Origin of the sequence: Anaeromyxobacter sp. PSR-1 (assembly GCF_000964525.1) — a bacterium.
Lineage (GTDB): Bacteria > Myxococcota > Myxococcia > Myxococcales > Anaeromyxobacteraceae > Anaeromyxobacter.
In genome coordinates this window covers 1-17,959 of the sequence record NZ_BAZG01000039.1, presented here as the reverse complement: position 1 = coordinate 17,959, position 17,959 = coordinate 1, and the positions used below count along the sequence as shown (strand labels likewise).

Here is a 17,959-nt window from a genome sequence, read left to right as displayed (position 1 = left end):
TCGCGCGCCGGGTCCGCCGAGTCAAGCGCGGGCGCGCGCCGGAGCGCTAGTGGAGCTGGCCGGGCTCCGGCTCCTCCGCGCCGGCGTCGGGCCGGGCCTCGGGGCCGCGCGCCGGCGGCTGGCGCGGCAGGTCCACCGTGAACGTCGCCCCGGCGCCGGGCGCGCTCGTCACCGCGATGGTGCCGCCGTGCGCCTCCACGATCTGCCGCGCGATGTAGAGCCCCAGCCCGAGCCCGCCGAAGTTCTGGGCCGGCACCGCGCGCGCGAAGCGGTCGAACACCCGCGCTTGCTGCTCCGGCGCGATGCCGATGCCCTGGTCGCTGACGCGCACGCGGGCGGTGCCGTCGTCGCCGGCGACGTGCAGCGCGATGGGCCGCCCCTGCCCGAACTTGGCGGCGTTCACCAGCAGGTTCGAGATCACCTGCTCGAGCCGGGTCCGGTCCCAGGCGCCGGTCACCGGCTGCAGGTCGAGCGCGAGCCTCGACCCGGAGCGCGCCAGGTCGCCCTCGGCGTGGCCGGCCGCGTCGCGCGCCACCTCGGCGAGGTCGAGCGGCTCGCGCCGGAGCTCGATCTTGCCGAGGCGCATGCGCGAGACGTCGAGCAGCTCGCCCACCAGCGCGGCCAGGCGGCGCGTCTGCCGCTCGAGCGTCTCCAGCCGCTCCACCACCGGCGCCGGCAGGCCCTCGCCCGAGCGCAGCGCGGCCCGGTGGAGCAGCTGCAGCTGGAGCTGGAGCGCGGTGACCGGCGTGCGCAGCTCGTGCGAGGCCACCGACAGGAACTCGTCGCGCTCGCGCACCTCCTCCTGCGCCTTCCGCCAGAGCCGGGCGCGCTCCTCGATCTTCCGCCGCTCGGTGGCGTCGCGCACCGCCGCCATCACGCAGCTCCGCCCGTCCACCTGGATCGGCGACAGGCTGATCTCGGCCGGGAACTCGGCCCCGTCGTGACGCAGCCCGGACAGGTCGAGGCCCAGCCCCATGGGGCGCGTGCGCGGCGCAGCCTGGTACGCGGAGCGGTGGACCTGGTGCATGGTCCGGTAGCGCGCCGGGAGGAGCACCTCCACCGGCCTCCCCACCAGCTCCTCGCTCCGGTAGCCGAAGAGGCGCTCGGCGTGGGCGTTCACGAACACGATCGCGCCGGCGTCGTCGGCGATCACCATGGCGTCGGGCGCCGAGTCGAGCAGCGAGAAGTCCACGCCGCCCTCTGAGATGCTGCCTCCGGCGCGCTCCGTGAAGTCCCGCGCCCTCCCGGTGCGAGCCCGCGCTCCCTCGCCCGCCCCGGTGCCCGCGCGGCCCGCCGGAGCCCACCTTCAAGGTGGTTGGTCCCGCGGCGGACCGGGAGCGTCCATGCGAGTCAGCGCCTCTCTCTCCATCCCGTGGCTCGTGCTCGTGACGGGCCTGGCCGGGATCTCCGCGCACGCGGCGGCGCCGCCCACGGCGCGCGTCGAGCTGGAGGTGGCGGGCGTGCTGCCGATGCCGGAGGGCGCCGCCTCGATCCTGGTGCTGCGCGAGAAGGGGGCGAAGAACCTGCTCCCGCTGGTGGTGCCGGGCGCGCAGGACCAGGACCTCGGCCGGCGCCTGCGCGCCGACGCGGCCCCGGGCCTGCTCGCCGAGACGATCCGGGCGCTGGGCGGGCGGGTGCGCGAGGTGGAGATCGCGTCGGCGGACGAGGGCCCGGGCGGCGCGCGGGTGCGGCTGACGCAGGGCGCCCGCCGCCTCGAGCTCCCCGGCGCGGCCTCGGAGTCGGTGGCGCTGGCGGTCTCGGCCGGCGCGCCCATCTTCACCAGCCGCCGGGTGATGGACGAGTCGGGCCTGTCGCCGGAGGAGGTGGACCGGGCGCGCGAGCGGGCGGCCGCGCGCGAGGGCGGGGAGCCGCAGCGGATGTAGCGACCGCGCTACTGGGCGCTCGGCTCGCCGGGCGGGCGCGCCGGGCGCGGCGTGGGCAGGCGCGACTCCGCGGCGAAGTCGTAGATCGACTCGAGCCGGACGTTCCGGTAGCGCTCCAGCTTGAACGCCATGCGCGAGAGCGTCGCCAGGAACTCCTTCACGTCCACCGTGCCGCCCTTGCCGGCCGCCTTGCGCAGGCGCTTCACCTCGGCGTGGATCGCCTTGTGCGCCTCGCGCGGGTGGTACAGGAACGCGCCGGAGAAGTAGAGCGCGCCCTGGAACGGGAGCAGCCGCGCCTCCAGCACGTCGCCCTTGTCCAGCCCGGCCACGTGGCGCCGCTCGGTGACGTCGTAGTCACCGGCGGTGAACACGTCCCGGAGCCGCAGCAGGCCGTCGCGGATCTTGCGGACCTCGAACAGCCCGTGGACGTTGCGCGCCAGGTCCTGGTAGGCGGCCAGCTCCTCGGGCGAGAGCGAGGGGCCCTCGGCCTCGATGAACCGCTCGATGGTGGTGCCGGTGCCGCCCGCGGGCCGGTGGTCGTAGAGGTAGTAGTCGAGCATCCCGTTCAGCCGGGGCTCGTAGGTGCGATCCTCCTCGTGCGGCTCGCCGTACCGGTCGAAGTGGAACCGGCGCGCGGCGAGGAGCTCCTCCTTGCGCGCGCCGTCGGTGGCCCAGGCGAGCAGGCGCTCGTGCAGCAGCTGCAGCGTCATCGAGACCGCTCCATCATCGCCACGAAGCGCGCGAACAGCGGGCGCGCGTCGTGCGGCCCGGGCGACGACTCCGGGTGGTACTGGACGCTGAAGGCGGGCGCGTCGAGCACCTCGATGCCCTCCACCGTCCCGTCGTTCAGGTTCACGTGGGTGACGCGGGCGCGCTTGCCCAGGCTGGCGTCGTCCACGGCGAAGCCGTGGTTCTGGGCGGTGATGTCCACCTTGCCCGTGTCGAGCTCCTTCACCGGCTGGTTCGCGCCGCGGTGGCCGAACTTGAGCTTGTAGGTGCGCGCCCCGATGGCGAGCGCCAGGATCTGGTGGCCGAGGCAGATGCCGAACACCGGCACCTTGCCGAGCAGCGCCGCCACCGTCTCGCGCGCGCCGGTCACGGCGGCCGGGTCGCCCGGGCCGTTGGTGAGGAACACGCCGTCCGGGCGGAGCGCCAGCGCCTCGGCCGCGCTGGTGCGCGACGGCACCACCGTGACGCGGCAGCCGGCCTGGGCGAGCAGCCGGAGCATGGCCCGCTTCAGGCCCCAGTCGTACGCGACCACGTGGAAGCGCGGCCTCTCGAGCGGCGCGCGCTCGGCGTCGGTCCAGCAGTCGGCGCCCTGCTCGGTCCACTCGTACGGCGCCGCGGTGGAGATGCGGGTGGCGAGGTCCTGCCCCTCCATCCCGGGCAGCGCGCGCGCCCGCTCCACCAGCGCCCGGGCGCTCCCCTCGGTGGCGATGACGCCCATCTGCGCGCCGGCGGTGCGGATGTGCCGCGTGAGCCGCCGGGTGTCGATGCCGGTGATCCCGACGATGCCGTGCGCCGCGAGGTAGCCGTGCAGGCTCTGCTCCGCGCGGAAGCTCGACGGCTCCTCGGCGGCGTGGCGGACGATGAAGCCGGTGGCGTGCGGGCGCGCGGACTCCTCGTCGGCGCGGTTCACGCCGTAGTTCCCCTGCTCCGGATACGTCATGCAGATCATCTGATCGACGTACGACGGGTCGGTCAGGATCTCCTGGTATCCGGTCATGGAGGTGTTGAAGACGACCTCCCCCGTGGCCTCGCCGGTCGCGCCGAGCGAGAACCCCTCGAAGGTGGTGCCGTCCGCCAGCGCCAGGATCGCCTGCTTCATCGGTCTGCCTTGCCCTCCTCGTGGACGATCCGGCCACCCACGATCGTGTGCGTGCAACGCCCGGCGAGCCGCCTTCCCTTCCACGGCGTGTTGCGGCCCTTCGACTGCAGCCGCGCCGGGTCCAGCGTCCACTCGGCGGCGGGGTCGAGCACCGCCACGTCCGCGGCGGCGCCGCGCGCCAGCGTGCCACCGGGCAGCCCGAAGACCCTGGCCGGCCCCGCGGTGAGCGCCTCGACGAGCCGGCGCTCGGTCAGCGCGCCCTCCCGCACCAGGCCCAGGCACACCGAGAACGCGGTCTCGAGCCCGACGATGCCGTTCGCGGCGGCGTCGAACTCCACGTCCTTCTCCACGGCCGAGTGCGGCGCGTGATCGGTGGCGATGGCGTCGAGCGTGCCGTCGGCGAGCCCCTCGCGGCAGGCGCGGACGTCCTCCGCCGCGCGGAGCGGCGGGTTCATCTTGAAGTCGGTCGAGTAGCCGGACGCGGCCACGTCCTCGTCGCTGAGCGCGAGGTGGTGCGGGGTGACCTCGCCGGTCACCGGCAGCCCGCGGCGCTTCGCCTCGCGGATGGCGCGGACCGCGCCGGCGGTGCTGACGTGGGCGACGTGCAGCCGCCCGCCGGTGAGCTCCACCAGCGCGATGTCGCGGAGCACCATCACGTCCTCGGCCTGGGACGGGATGCCCTTCAGGCCGAGCCGCGTCGCGGCGGCGCCCTCGTGCATCACGCCCTTGCCGACGAGGTGCAGGTCCTCCTCGTGCACGGTGAGCGGCAGGCCGAAGGCGCGCGCGTACTCGAGCGCGCGGCGCATGAGCGCCGACGACATCACCGGCCGCCCGTCGTCCGAGAGCGCCACGCAGCCCGAGGCCTTCAGCTCGCCGTACTCGGCCAGCTCCTCGCCGTTCGAGCCCTTGGAGATGGCGCCCACCGGGTAGACGCGCGCCAGCCCGGCCGCCGCGGCGCGCGCGAGCACGAGCTCGGTCACCGCGGCGCAGTCGTTCACCGGCTTCGTGTTCGGCATGGCGCAGACGGCCGTGAAGCCGCCCGCCACCGCCGCCCGCGCGCCGGTCGCGACGGTCTCCTTGTACTCCTGCCCCGGCTCGCGCAGGTGGACGTGCAGGTCCACGAAGCCCGGGGTGACCCACCGGTTCCGCGCGTCGACGGCGCGGGCGTCGCGCGGGCGCTCCACCCGCTCCGCCACCTCGGCCACCTTGCCGTCGCGGATCACCACGGTGCGGACGCCGTCCACGCCGCTCGCCGGGTCGATGACCCGCCCGCCCTCGATGAAGAGCACGTCAGACATCGCGCCTGCCTCCCGTCCCGAGCCGCGCCGTCACGCCCTGGCCTCCTCGCCCGCGCCGCCCGCGAGCAGGTACAGGATCGCCATCCGGACCGCCACCCCGTTCTGCACCTGGTCCAGGATCACCGAGCGGGGCCCGTCCGCCACCTCGGGGGAGAGCTCCACCCCGCGGTTGATGGGGCCGGGGTGCAGGATCACGCAGGAGGGCTTCAGCCAGTCGGCCGCCTTCTTCGCGTTCAGGCCCCAGACCTTCGAGTACTCGCGCGTCCCCGGGATGAGCGGGTCGCCGATGCGCTCGTGCTGGATGCGCAGCATGATGACCGCGTCCGCGCCGTCCACCGCCTCCTTCAGGTCGGTGTGGACGGTGGCGCCCAGCCGCTCGACGCCGGCCGGCATCATGGTGGGCGGCCCGCACAGCCGGACCTTCGCGCCCAGCTTCGGGAACGCGTGCAGGTCGGAGCGGGCCACGCGCGAGTGGCTGACGTCGCCCACGATGGCGACGGTCTTGCCCTCCAGCGTGCCGAGCTTCTCCCGCAGCGTGAAGCAGTCGAGGAGCCCCTGGCTCGGGTGCTCGTGCGCGCCGTCGCCGGCGGAGACCACCGAGCAGCCGACGTGCTCGGCCACGAGCCTGGGCGCGCCGCCGGCCGAGTGCCGGATCACCAGCACGTCGGGGCGCATCGCCTCGAGGTTCTTCGCCGTGTCCACCAGCGTCTCGCCCTTGGTGACCGAGGAGGACGACGAGGTCCAGTTGAGCGCGTCGGCGGACAGGATCTTGGCGGCGGTCTCGAAGGAGCTGCGGGTCCGGGTGGACGCCTCGAAGAACAGGTTCACCACCATCTTGCCGCGCAGGCTCGGGACCTTCTTGATGGGCCGCTGCAGGACCTCCTTCATGGAGACGGCGAGGTCGATGACCTCGAGGATCTCCTCGCGGGAGAAGTCCTCCAGCGCGATGCAGTGCTTGTGTCGACCGATCACGGCGCCCTCCTCGGCTTGACCACCACCGCGTCCTCGGGCGCGCCCGACTCCACCAGGCGCACCTGCACGTCGTCCTGGTCCGAGACCTCCAGCCGCGCGCCGGCGAAGTCGGCCGAGATGGGCAGCTCGCGGCCGCCGCGGTCCACCAGCACCGCCAGCCAGACGCGGCGCGGGCGGCCGAAGTCGACGATCTCGTCGAGCGCCGCGCGCACCGTGCGGCCGGTGTAGAGCACGTCGTCCACCAGCACCAGGGTCTTGCCCTGCACCGGGAAGCGCACGTCGGTCGGGCCGATCACCGGGGCCGCGCCCTTCTCGGCGAGGTCGTCGCGGTAGAGCGCGATGTCCAGCGTCCCGAGCGGCGGCTCGGCGCCGAGCTCCCGCGCCAGCTCGCGGCGGAGCCGCTGGGCGAGGTGCACCCCGCCCCGCCGGATGCCCACGATGGCGACGTCGCCGGCCGCCCCCGCCGCGCGGGCGCGCTCCGCGATGTCGCGGCCCAGGCGTCGTACCGCTCGTTCGATCTCCGCAGCGTTCATGCGCCCCCCTACCGCGATGGTCCCCAGTCCGGGATGGAGATGTCCTGCGTGAAGTCCACCGTGAACGTCTTCTCCACGGTGCGATCCAGGTACGGCAGCTCCACCAGGCGCACGTACTCGAACGCCACGTGCAGCGTGGGCGCCGCGCCGCTGGTGTCGCGCTCCCAGACCAGGTCGGCGGGCGCGACCGTCACCGCCGGCACCGTGGCCGGCTCGCCGCGCTCGTCCACGATCTGGTCGGTGGCGAGCATCTCCAGGCGCCGGATCATGTCGGCGCGCAGCCGGTCGTCGTTCCGGTCCTTGACGGCGCGGTTCATGAAGTCGCGCACCACCTGGCGCGCCTGGAAGTCCACGATGTAGACGGGCACCCAGACCCACGCCAGGTAGCCGCCGCCGAGCAGCGCGGCGAGGATCGCGGCCGTGACCCACGTGATCTGCCCGCGCGCGGAGCGCGGCAGGGAGGACGGGGAGAGGCTGGGCATCAGGGGGTGTTTCTAGCGCTAGTCGATGGGTTTGAAAAGCCGGTCGAGCCGGAGCCCGCCTGCGCCCCGCGGCCACAGGCCCCCGTCCCCCCAGCTCCAGAAGACCAGCGCGGCGCGGCCGCGGATGTGGCCGACCGGGACCTGCCACCCGCCCATCCCCCGGCTGTCGGCCGAGAGATCGCGGTTGTCGCCCATCACGAACACGTGCCCGGGCCGGACCACCTCGAACGGCCCCTCGCGCGAGGCGAGCCGCGCCCGCCGGCACTGGAGGACGTCGTAGCTCGCCACGCCGTCGGCGGCGGCCGCCTGCCAGCTCGTCTCGGCGTCGCCGGGGAGATCGCCCCGGGGCGGGAGGATGGGCCCCTTGGCGAGCGCCTCGCGGTAGCGCCGGCAGCTCTCGGCGAGCGGCTCGCCGGTGGACGGGCTCCGCTCGGCGTAGGCGTACTCGCCGGCCGCCGCGCGCGGCTGCGGCACGCCGTTCACGAACAGGACCTGCTCCCGGATCTCGATGACGTCGCCCGGGACGCCCACCACCCGCTTCACGTAGTCGCTGGTCGGATCGCGCGGGTTCTCGAAGACGATGACGTCCCCGCGCCGCGGCGCGCCGGTCTCGACCAGGCGCAGGTGCGTGAACGGGAGTCGCACCGCGTAGGCGACCTTGGAGACGAAGATGTAGTCGCCGACCACCAGCGTCGGGACCATCGAGCCGGACGGGATCCGGAACGCGTCGAGGACGAACGCGCGGACCAGGAGCGCCAGGACCACCGCGAGCGCGATGGACTCCGCGTACTCGCGCCACCAGGGCTTCACCCGGGCGGCCAGGTGCTCCTCCCAGAGCGCGTCCAGCCTGCGGAGCGCGGCGGAGAGCGCCTCCGGCTCGCCGCCTCGCGCGGCGGCGGTCACCTCGCCGGCGGCCGCGTCCACGGCGCCGCGCGCGTCGCCCAGGACGCGGCGGTGCCGGGCGGCCAGCCGGCGGGCGTCGCGCGCGAAGCGGAGCGCGTCGCGGCGCGCGCGCGCGAGGCGGGCGGCGTCCGCCACGGCGGCCCTACTCCTCCACCTTCAGGACCGCGAGGAACGCCTCCTGCGGGATCTCCACGGAGCCCACCTGCTTCATGCGCTTCTTGCCCTCCTTCTGCTTCTCGAGGAGCTTGCGCTTGCGCGAGATGTCGCCACCGTAGCACTTCGCGAGGACGTTCTTGCGGAAGGCCTTCACCGTCTCACGGGCGATCACCTTGGCGCCGATGGCCGCCTGTATGGCCACCTCGTACATCTGCTTCGGGATCACCTCGCGCAGCCGCTGGCAGAGGTCGCGCCCGCGCTGGTACGCGCGCTCGCGGTGGACGATGACCGAGAGCGCGTCCACCGGCTCGCCGTTGATGAGGATGTCGAGCTTGACGAGGTCCGCCTCCTCGTAGCCCTTCAGCTCGTAGTCGAGCGAGGCGTAGCCGCGCGAGACGCTCTTCAGCTTGTCGAAGAAGTCGAACACCACCTCGGCGAGCGGGATGTCGTAGGTGATCTGGACGCGCTTGGTGCCGAGGTACTTCAGGTCGCGCTGCACGCCCCGCCGCTCCTGGCACAGCTTCAGGATGGCGCCCACGTCCTCGGTGCGGGCGTGGATGTGGCAGGTGAGGTGCGGCTCCTCCAGCTTCGCGATCTTCTGCACCGGCGGGAGCTTGGCGGGGTTGTCGATCTCCTCCACCGCGCCGGTGGTGTCGGTCACCCGGTACACCACCGACGGCGCGGTGGTGATGAGCGCGAGCTGGTACTCGCGCTCGAGCCGCTCCTGCACGATCTCCATGTGCAGCAGCCCGAGGTAGCCGCAGCGGAACCCGAAGCCGAGCGCCTGCGAGGTCTCCGGCTCGTAGGTGAAGGCCGAGTCGTTGAGCGAGAGCTTCTCCAGCGCGTCGCGGAGCTGCTCGTAGTCGGCCGCCTCGATGGGGAAGACGCCGGAGAACACCATCGGCTTCACGACCTTGAAGCCGGGGAACGGCTCCTCCGTCGGCCGGGCCGCGTCGGTGATGGTGTCGCCCACCTTGGCGTCGTGGACGTCCTTCACGTTCGCGACCACCACGCCCACCTCGCCGGCCTGCAGCTCGCCGACGGCCTTCGCGAACGGCGCGAAGACGCCCAGCTCCTGGACCTCGAACTCCTTGCGGTTCGACCAGAGCCGGATCTTCTGCTTGGGGCGGACGGTGCCCTCGAACACCCGCACCAGCATGACCACGCCGCGGTAGGAGTCGTACCAGGAGTCGAACACGATCGCCTTCAGCGGCGCCTCGGGGTCGCCCTCCGGCGGCGGCACCCGGTGCACGATCTGCTCGAGGATCTCGCCGATGCCGACGCCCTCCTTGGCCGAGGCGGGCACCGCGTCCTTCGCGTCGAGGCCGATGACCTCCTCGATCTCGTGGCGGACGCCCTCCACGTCGGCGGACGGGAGGTCGATCTTGTTGATGACCGGGACGATCTCCAGGTCGTGGTCGAGCGCCTGGTAGACGTTCGCGAGCGTCTGCGCCTCCACGCCCTGCGTCGCGTCCACCACCAGGATGGCGCCCTCGCAGGCGGCCATCGAGCGCGAGACCTCGTACGCGAAGTCCACGTGGCCGGGGGTGTCGATCAGGTTCAGCTCGTAGTCGCGGCCGTCCTTCGCCCGGTACTTCATGCGGACGGTCTGGGCCTTGATCGTGATCCCGCGCTCCCGCTCCAGCTCCATGTTGTCGAGGAACTGGGCCTGGGCCTCGCGCTTGGTGACGGTCCCGGTGTGCTCGAGCAGGCGATCGGCGAGCGTGGACTTCCCGTGATCGATGTGGGCGATGATGGAGAAGTTGCGGATGTGTGAGTTCTTTTCGGCCATCGGGGCGGCAGGCTTTTAACACGGCGGCGCCGGGGGGACCACGGCGGCGGTCCCCGCGCCGGCACCTCCCGCTTCCGGGCGATATCGGCCCGGGCCTTCACCAACCGTCGGACACCCTACTGGGACTTCGGCTCAGAAATATCCGTATCTTGTGTTGATATACATGTACCCCACCATATGTTGTGGTCAGGCGTTGACACTCGGCCGGCGCTTGCTAGCATGTCTTCTCGTTCCGCGGGGGCGCGGAGCGGGAAGGACGGGCGGGATGGTGGCGGGGTGGGTGCGAAGAACAAGCAATCCTTCTGCCGGCTTGGGGGCGAAGCCGGCGTTCATGTCAGACCATCGCGATTAGGTAGACCTCCGGTTCACTGACGCGGGCCGGCCGGAGGAAAGGTCATGAGCGGGCGCCGATATCGGCACCCGTATGGGGAAGGCGTTTGCCTCGGACCGGGGGACGGTCTCGAGCGGGAGGTGGAAAGCGATGATGGAGCGCGAAGTCACGGGTCACAGGCCGCGGGCGTCCAAGTCCGCCAAGAAGCTCGCGAAGAAGGGCCTCTCGGTCGAGCGGTACTTCACCACCCCCGGCGTCGATCCGGCCGAGGAGCTCGCCTGGGAGACGCGGACCGCCGCGATCACCGGCGAGGGCGGCGCGACCATCTTCGAGCAGAAGGACGTCGAGGTCCCGAAGAGCTGGTCCCTCCTCGCGACGAACGTCGTCGCCTCCAAGTACTTCCGCGGCCAGCTCGGCACCCCGGCGCGCGAGCGCTCGGTCCGCCAGCTGGTCTCCCGGGTGGTCCAGACCATCGGCGCCTGGGGCCGCAAGGACGGCTACTTCGCGACCGAGGGCGACGCCGTGGCGTTCGAGGCCGAGCTCGCGCACCTCATCTACCGGCAGAAGATGAGCTTCAACTCGCCGGTGTGGTTCAACGTCGGCGTGGAGGAGCACCCGCAGTGCTCCGCGTGCTTCATCAACGCGGTCGGCGACTCGATGGACTCGATCCTGAAGCTCGCCCACACCGAGGGCATGCTCTTCAAGTACGGGTCCGGCACCGGCTCCAACCTCTCCAAGATCCGCTCCTCCAAGGAGCGGCTGTCCGGCGGCGGCGAGGCGTCCGGCCCGGTCTCGTTCATGCGCGGCTTCGACGCCTTCGCCGGCGTCATCAAGTCGGGGGGCAAGACCCGCCGCGCCGCCAAGATGGTGATCCTCGACGTGGATCACCCGGACGTGGTCGAGTTCGTGAACTGCAAGGCCGACGAGGAGAAGAAGGCCTGGGCGCTCATCGAGGCCGGCTACGACGGCGGCTTCAACGTGCGCGGCGGCGCCTACGACTCGGTCTTCTTCCAGAACGCCAACCACTCGGTCCGCGTCACCGACGCGTTCATGCGCGCGGTGCTCGAGGACCGCGAGTGGAAGCTCACCGCCCGCACCGACGGCGAGGCGCTCGAGACGATCCGCGCCCGCGACCTGATGCGCCAGATCACCGAGGCCGCCTGGCTCTGCGGCGACCCGGGCATGCAGTTCGACACCACCATCAACGCCTGGCACCCCTGCCCGAACACGGACCGCATCAACGCGTCCAACCCGTGCTCGGAGTACATGTTCCTCGACGACTCGGCCTGCAACCTGGCGTCGCTGAACCTGATGCACTTCCGCTCGATCGAGGGCGGCTTCGACGTCGAGTCGTTCAAGCGGGCGGTGGACCTCACCATCCTGGCGCAGGAGATCCTGGTCTCGAACGCCAAGTACCCCACCCCGGCCATCGGCAAGAACAGCGAGGAGTACCGGCCGCTCGGGCTCGGCTACGCGAACCTCGGCGCCCTCCTCATGGCGAGCGGCCTGCCCTACGACTCCGACGGGGGCCGGGCCTGCGCCGCGGCCATCACCGCGCTCATGACCGGCGAGGCGTACGCGATGAGCGCCCGCATCGCCGACCGGATGGGCCCGTTCGCCGGGTACGAGAAGAACCGCGACCCGTTCCTCGGCGTGATCCGAAAGCACGCGCAGCACGTCGACCTCGTCGACCCGACGCTGGTCGAGCCCGGCCTGCTCGCGGCCGCGCGCGACGCCTGGGGCGACGCGCTCCGCCAGGGCATGGAGAGCGGCTACCGCAACGGCCAGGTCACCGTGCTCGCGCCCACCGGCACCATCGGCTTCATGATGGACTGCGACACCACCGGCATCGAGCCCGACATCGCGCTCGTGAAGTACAAGAAGCTGGTGGGCGGCGGGATGCTCAAGATCGTGAACAACACGGTCCCGCTCGCGCTGCAGAAGCTCGGCTACTCCTCCGAGGAGATCACCTCCGTCCTGCAGTTCATCGACGAGGTGGAGACGATCGAGGGCGCCCCCGGGCTCCGCCCCGAGCACGCCGCGGTGTTCGACTGCGCCTTCAAGGCGCGCAACGGCACCCGCTCGATCCACTACATGGGCCACATCCGCATGATGGGCGCGGTCCAGCCGTTCCTGTCCGGGGCGATCTCGAAGACGGTCAACATGCCGACCTCCGCGACGCCGCAGGACATCGAGAACGCCTACCTCGAGTCCTGGAAGCTCGGCCTGAAGGCGGTCGCCATCTACCGCGACGGCTGCAAGCGGAGCCAGCCGCTCAACACCGGCAAGGAGGAGGAGGAGAAGAAGGACGCGACGGAGCCGCGCCTCGCCCGCCGCCGCCTGCCGGACGAGCGCCGCTCGATCACGCACAAGTTCTCGATCGGCGGCCACGAGGGCTACATGACCGTCGGCATGTACGACGACGGGGCGCCCGGCGAGGTGTTCATCACCATGGCGAAGGAGGGCTCGGTGGTCTCGGGCCTGATGGACAGCTTCGCCACCGGCATCTCGATGGCGCTGCAGTACGGCGTGCCGCTGAAGGTGCTCTGCGACAAGTTCAGCCACACGCGCTACGAGCCGTCCGGCTTCACCGGCAACCCGGACATCCCCATCGCGAAGTCGGTCACCGACTACATCTTCCGCTGGCTGGCGCTGAAGTTCCTGCCCAGCGAGGAGGGCTCGGTGGTGTCGCCGCCGCCGCTCATGACGCCCGGCCAGGCGCCGGCGCGCCACGGCTCGTCGGAGCAGACCGTGGTGGTGAGGTCGCTGCCCGCGACGAACGGCGCGATGAACGGGTCGAACGGCGTCAACGGCGCGCACGTCACCGACACCGACGCCCCGCCCTGCCCGACCTGCGGGTCGATCACGGTGCGGAACGGCGCCTGCTACAAGTGCGTGAACTGCGGCTCGACCACGGGCTGCAGCTAGGTCCCTCGACCCCGATCCGCTCATCCGGTCCCTTTCGACTCGTCCGCTCATCCCGTTCCTTCGACTCCGTCCGCTCATCCCGAGCGTAGCGCCGCGCAGCGGCGCGGAGTCGAGGGACGGCCGCGCGGAGTCGAGGGACAGGTGAGCGGATCATCGCATCCGCCCGCTCATCCCGACCCTTCGACTCCGTCCGCTCATCCCGACCCTTCGACTCCGTCCGCTCATCCCGAGCGTAGCGCCGCGCAGCGGCGCGGAGTCGAGGGACGGCCGCGCGGAGTCGAGGGACGGGATCGCGAGGAGGCCCGGGGCGCAGCAACGGTGGGCGCCTCAGTGGAAGTCCCGCGCGCGCGCGTCCATGGAGGGCGCGAGCGCGAGCGGGGCCACCGAGTCCACCCGCACGTTCACCACCTTCCCGCTCCGCTCCACCCGGCCGCGCGCCAGCAGGAACGGCGCGCCGCGGACCACCGGCCGGAAGCGCTCGTACACGTCGGGCATCACCACCAGGTTCGCGATCCCGGTCTCGTCCTCCAGGCTCACGAAGACGATGCCGCGGGCGGTCTCCGGCCGCTGCCGGACGATGACCAGCCCCGCCACCTCGACCGGCGCGCGATCCGGGAGGCGCCCCAGCTCGCGGGCGGTGCGGATCCGGTCGCCGCCCAGCCCGGGCCGCACCAGCGCCATGGGGTGGCCGCGCACCGACAGGCCGGTGGTGGTGAAGTCGGCCGAGACCTCGTCGGCGGCGGAGGCCGCGGGGAGCGCCGCCTCGGGCTCCGGCGGCGCCAGCCCCGCGAACAGGTCGCCGCCGTCCGCCTCCACCGCCAGGCTGCGCCAGACCGCGCCGCGGCGGTCGGGCGCGAGCGCGCCGAGCGCGCCCGCCTCGGCCAGCCGCACCAGCCAGGCGCGGGAGAGCCGGGCGCGGCGGACCAGCTCCGCCACCGAGCCGAATGGGCCGGCCGCCCGCGCCTCGAGGATGGCCTCCCCCACCGCGCGCGGGAGGCCGCGGATGGCGTGCAGCCCCACGCGCAGCACCGCCGCCTCGCCCGGCGCGGCCGGCCGCCCGGGCACGGCGCCCTCCAGGCTGCTCTCCCAGCCGCTGCAGCCGACGTCCACCCCGCGCACCTCCACGCCGTGCCGCTTCGCGTCCTCCACCAGCGTGTGCGGCGCGTAGAACCCCATGGGCTGGCTGTTCAGGAGCGCGCAGGCGAACGCGGCCGGGTGGTAGCGCTTCAGCCAGGCCGAGGCGTAGACCAGCAGCGCGAACGAGGCCGCGTGCGACTCCGGGAAGCCGTACCCGGCGAACCCGAGCAGCTGCTTGAAGATCTCCTCCGCGTCCGCGCCGGAGATGCCCCGCTCCGCCATGCCCGCCACCAGCCGCGCCTTCATGGCGGCGAGCTTCTCGTGCGAGCGGCGGTGCGTCATCACCCGGCGCAGCTCGTCCGCCTCGCCCGGCGTGAACCCGGCCGCCACCACCGCGAGGCGCATGGCCTGCTCCTGGAACAGCGGGACGCCCAGCGTGCGGGCCAGCACCGGCTCGAGCGGCGCGTACGGGTAGCGGACCTGCTCCTTGCCGTCGCGGCGGCGCAGGTAGGGGTGGATCATGCCGCCCTGGATCGGCCCGGGCCGGATGATCGCGACCGAGATGACGAGGTCGTAGAAGTTGCGCGGGCGCAGCCGCGGGGCGAGCGACATCTGCGCGCGCGACTCCACCTGGAACACGCCGATGGAGTCGGCGCGCCCGAGCATCTCGTAGACCTCCGGATCCTCGGCCGGGATGGTGGCGAGCGCGTCGGGGTGCGGCACCGGGGTGGGCGAGGCCGGCGCGGGCCGGTGGCGCGCGAGCAGCGCCAGCGCCCGGGAGAGCGCGGTGAGCATGCCCAGGCCGAGCAGGTCCACCTTGAGCAGGTCCAGCTCGGCGAGATCGTCCTTGTCCCACTGGACGATGGTGCGGCCGGGCATGGCGGCGGGCTCGATGGGCACCGTCTCGCAGAGCGGCCGCCGCGTGATGACGAAGCCGCCCACGTGGATGGAGAGGTGGCGCGGGAAGCCCTGCAGCTCGCGCGCGAGCGCGAGCGTCATCCGCACCCGCTCCGAGTCCGCCGCGTCGAGACCGGCCTGCGCGAGGAGCGCCGGCCCCACCTGCCCCAGGTCCTCGTAGCTGCCCACCAGCTTCGCGAGCCGGTCCACCTGGCCGAGCGAGAGCCCGAGCGCCTTCCCCACGTCGCGGAGCGCCGACTTGCCCCGGTAGGTGATCACCTCGCAGACCATCCCGGCGCGGTCGCGGCCGTAGCGCTGGTAGACGTACTGGAGCACCTCCTCGCGGCGCTCGTGCTCGAAGTCCACGTCGATGTCGGGCGGCTCGCCGCGCTCGGCGGAGATGAACCGCTCGAACAGGAGCCCCATGCGCACGGGGTCGATGGAGGTGATGCCGAGCACGTAGCAGACGGCGGAGTTGGCCGCGCTGCCGCGCCCCTGGCAGAGGATCCCGCGCGAGCGCGCGAACCGGACCACGTCCCAGACCGTGAGGAAGTAGCTCGCGTACCCGAGCGACTCGACGAGGTCGAGCTCCCGGGCGAGCTGCCGGGCCACGTCCTCCGGCGGCTCGCCGCCGTAGCGCCAGCGCGCGCCCTCGCGCACCAGCTCGCGCAGCAGCGCCATCCCCGCGAGCGCCCCGTCCCGATCCGCGCCGGCGTCCCCGGCGGCGACCGCGGCGGCGGGCAGGCCGGGGACGGCGGGGACGGCGGGAGCTCCGGGCTCGGCCGCGGGCTCGGGCCCGGCCGGGCGGTCCGCCGGGAGCGAGGCCCGGAGCGCGAGGCTCGGGGTGGCGGTCCGCGCGCCGTCCCGCGCCGCCTGCGCCGGGCTGGAGGTGGCGACCTCGACGCCGCCGGCGAGCGCGCCGCGCTCCACCACCACCGGCGGCAGCGGGTGCTCGCCGCGGATCTCCTCCATGCGGAAGCGGCACTGGTCGGCGATGTCGGCGGCGGCCGCGAGCCCCTCGGGGAAGTCGCTCCACAGCCGCGCCAGCTCCTCGGGGCCCTTCAGCGTCCGCTCGGCGTTCGGGAACAGGCGCCGCCCGGCCCGATCGACGGTGGTGCCGTGGCGCACGCAGGTGAGCACGTCCTGCAGCACCTGCCGGGCGCGCGCGTGCGTGTGGACGTCGTTCGTCACCGCCACCGGCACCCCGAGCCGCCGCCCCGCGGAGCGGGCGGCGAGCACGCGCGCCTCCTCGCCGGCCACCCGGTGGCGCGCCACCGCGAGCGCCGCCCGCCGGCCGAACGCGTCCTTCAGCCGCGCGACCGCGTCGCCGTCGGCGCCGGGGTACAGCGCGAACAGCCCCCGCGCGCCGGCCGCCACCGCCTCGAACGGCACCGCGACCGCGTCCCGCTCGCGGCGCGGCGGCGCGCCGGTCCAGCCCTCGCCGCAGTGCGCCCGCGTCACCAGCCGGCACAGCCCCGCGTACCCCTCGCGATCCTGGGCGAGCAGCACCAGCCGCGCCGGGCGCCCCGGCGCGAGCCCGGCCACCACCAGCTCCGCGCCCACGATGAGCGGGAAGCCCTGGCGCTTCGCCTCGGCGTGCGCCCGGACGATGCCGTACAGCCCGTTCACGTCGGCGAGCGCGAGCCCGGAGAGCCCGAGCTCGGCCGCGCGCCCCACCAGCTCCTCGGGGTGGCTCGCGCCCTCCAGGAAGGAGAAGCAGGACTTGCAGCGGAGCTCGGCGTAGCGGGGAGCGTGGGACATGGCGCGCCTCGGCGATCAGTCGAAGAACCCGTGCAGCCACAGCCGGCCGTCGGCGCCGTCGCGGTACACCCAGCAGTCGCCGAGGTCCTCGAGCCGGACGCGGTAGTAGTCGCGGTCGAACCCGCCGGACCACCACTCGCCGCGCAGCCGCTCCGGGCCCTCCAGCGCGAGCACCGCGCGGTCGCGCCCGCCCACCCGCAGCGCGGTGAGCCGGCCGCCCTCGCCCTCGGCGACCACCAGCTCCGGCGCGGCGAGCAGCCGGGTGGGCCGGAACGCGCCCTCCTGGTCGTGCCCGCTCGCGCCGGTCCCCGGCTCGGGGTTCGACGGGCTCACCCCGAGCGAATCGGAGGCCCCGCGCTCCCCGAGCCCGTCGAGGGATCGCCCCGCGCCCGTCGAAGGGCGAGCGGGCGCGCGCGCCCCTCGCCCCGGACCGCTCGACGCGCGCGGCCGGAACGGCACCGGCCGGTATGCGCCCTCCGGGCGGTAGCGCGCCACCGGCTCCGCCGCGAACAGCGCGCCGTCCCCGAGCCGCACCGCGAGGCGCGCCAGCACGCCCTCCAGCGCGGCGACCGCCTCGGGCCGGTCTCCGAACGCGAGCTGCTCGGCGGCCACCGGCGCCACCTCGGCGGCCACGAGCCGCAGCGCCGTGACCGCGCCGGGCAGCCGGAGCGTGAAGAGGTGCTCCTTCACCGGGACGAGCCAGCGCGCCGCCGAGGCGCTGGGCTGCGAGAGCGGCACCTGGATCCGCTCCTCGCCGCGCGGGTCGAGCGCGAGCACGAGGCGCAGGCGCGTCGCCCCGAGGCCCCGCCCGGCCAGCCGCGCCGCCACGCGATCCGCGAGCCGCTTCAGCCCGAACAGCAGCGGCTCGGCGCCCTCCGCCGGCGCCTCCAGCTCCAGCGACTCCTGGGGGAGCGTCTCCGGCACGTGCGGCACGAGCGGCGACGCGTCCTCGCCGCGGGCCAGCCGCGCGGCGCGCACGCCCTCCGGCCCGAGCCGGTGCGCGAGCGTCCCCTCCGGCAGCCGCGCGAGCGCGCCCGCGTCCGCCACCCCCACCGCGGCCAGCCGGCCTGCGACCGCCGGCGCGAGGCCGAGCGCCGCGAGCGGGAGGCCCGCCAGCG

Annotated in this window: 12 protein-coding genes and 1 pseudogene; 2 read left to right on the top strand and 11 right to left on the bottom strand. The window is 73.7% G+C overall.

The features are described 5' to 3' along the window. Positions 1-46: 46 nt before the first annotated feature. Positions 47-1,192 carry a PAS domain-containing sensor histidine kinase gene (locus tag PSR1_RS08695; RefSeq protein ID WP_059437212.1) on the bottom strand — a complete coding sequence of 382 codons (1,146 nt, stop codon included), beginning with the start codon at positions 1,190-1,192 and terminating at the stop codon, positions 47-49. Between the two features lie 151 nt (positions 1,193-1,343). Here PSR1_RS08695 and PSR1_RS08690 point away from each other — a divergent pair, with 151 nt between their 5' ends. Continuing rightward, positions 1,344-1,883: a bifunctional nuclease family protein gene (locus PSR1_RS08690; RefSeq protein ID WP_059437211.1), complete on the top strand. Its 540-nt coding sequence runs from the start codon at positions 1,344-1,346 to the stop codon at positions 1,881-1,883. A gap of 8 nt (positions 1,884-1,891) precedes the next feature. Here the strand turns inward: PSR1_RS08690 and PSR1_RS08685 are convergent, their stop codons facing one another. From PSR1_RS08685 to lepA, 8 genes are read right to left on the bottom strand one after another with little or no spacing between them, the layout of a single operon-like run. Continuing rightward, positions 1,892-2,593, bottom strand: coding sequence for a hypothetical protein (locus tag PSR1_RS08685; protein ID WP_059437210.1), 702 nt, complete (start codon positions 2,591-2,593; stop codon positions 1,892-1,894). Continuing rightward, complete coding sequence (carA, locus tag PSR1_RS08680) at positions 2,590-3,711, bottom strand: glutamine-hydrolyzing carbamoyl-phosphate synthase small subunit (protein WP_059437209.1); 1,122 nt, start codon at positions 3,709-3,711, stop codon at positions 2,590-2,592. Before carA ends, PSR1_RS08685 begins: the two co-directional genes overlap by 4 nt. Then, positions 3,708-5,009: a dihydroorotase gene (locus PSR1_RS08675; RefSeq protein WP_059437208.1), complete on the bottom strand. Its 1,302-nt coding sequence runs from the start codon at positions 5,007-5,009 to the stop codon at positions 3,708-3,710. The genes carA and PSR1_RS08675 overlap by 4 nt, the downstream gene beginning before the upstream one ends. A gap of 30 nt (positions 5,010-5,039) precedes the next feature. Continuing rightward, entirely contained in the window at positions 5,040-5,981 is a 942-nt protein-coding gene (locus PSR1_RS08670) for an aspartate carbamoyltransferase catalytic subunit (RefSeq protein WP_082100179.1), read from the bottom strand. Next, positions 5,978-6,514 (bottom strand): bifunctional pyr operon transcriptional regulator/uracil phosphoribosyltransferase PyrR, encoded by a 537-nt coding sequence (gene pyrR / locus PSR1_RS08665; protein WP_059437207.1) that lies wholly within the window; start codon positions 6,512-6,514, stop codon positions 5,978-5,980. The genes PSR1_RS08670 and pyrR overlap by 4 nt, the downstream gene beginning before the upstream one ends. Positions 6,515-6,522: 8 nt before the next feature. Beyond that, positions 6,523-6,996: a hypothetical protein gene (locus tag PSR1_RS08660; protein WP_059437206.1), complete on the bottom strand. Its 474-nt coding sequence runs from the start codon at positions 6,994-6,996 to the stop codon at positions 6,523-6,525. Positions 6,997-7,014: 18 nt separating this feature from the next. Continuing rightward, positions 7,015-8,034 carry a signal peptidase I gene (gene lepB / locus PSR1_RS08655; RefSeq protein ID WP_059437205.1) on the bottom strand — a complete coding sequence of 340 codons (1,020 nt, stop codon included), beginning with the start codon at positions 8,032-8,034 and terminating at the stop codon, positions 7,015-7,017. Positions 8,035-8,041: 7 nt separating this feature from the next. Continuing rightward, a complete protein-coding gene (lepA, locus tag PSR1_RS08650) occupies positions 8,042-9,847 on the bottom strand; it encodes a translation elongation factor 4 (protein ID WP_059437204.1) in 1,806 nt (601 codons plus the stop codon). A gap of 481 nt (positions 9,848-10,328) precedes the next feature. On the opposite strand from lepA, the gene PSR1_RS08645 reads away from it, so the two are divergent. Next, complete coding sequence (locus tag PSR1_RS08645) at positions 10,329-13,106, top strand: vitamin B12-dependent ribonucleotide reductase (RefSeq protein ID WP_082100178.1); 2,778 nt, start codon at positions 10,329-10,331, stop codon at positions 13,104-13,106. Positions 13,107-13,433: 327 nt separating this feature from the next. Here the strand turns inward: PSR1_RS08645 and PSR1_RS08640 are convergent, their stop codons facing one another. Continuing rightward, entirely contained in the window at positions 13,434-16,841 is a 3,408-nt protein-coding gene (locus PSR1_RS08640) for an error-prone DNA polymerase (protein ID WP_059437203.1), read from the bottom strand. A gap of 15 nt (positions 16,842-16,856) precedes the next feature. Then, positions 16,857-17,959, bottom strand: a pseudogene (locus PSR1_RS08635) (DNA polymerase Y family protein); the annotation flags it as partial.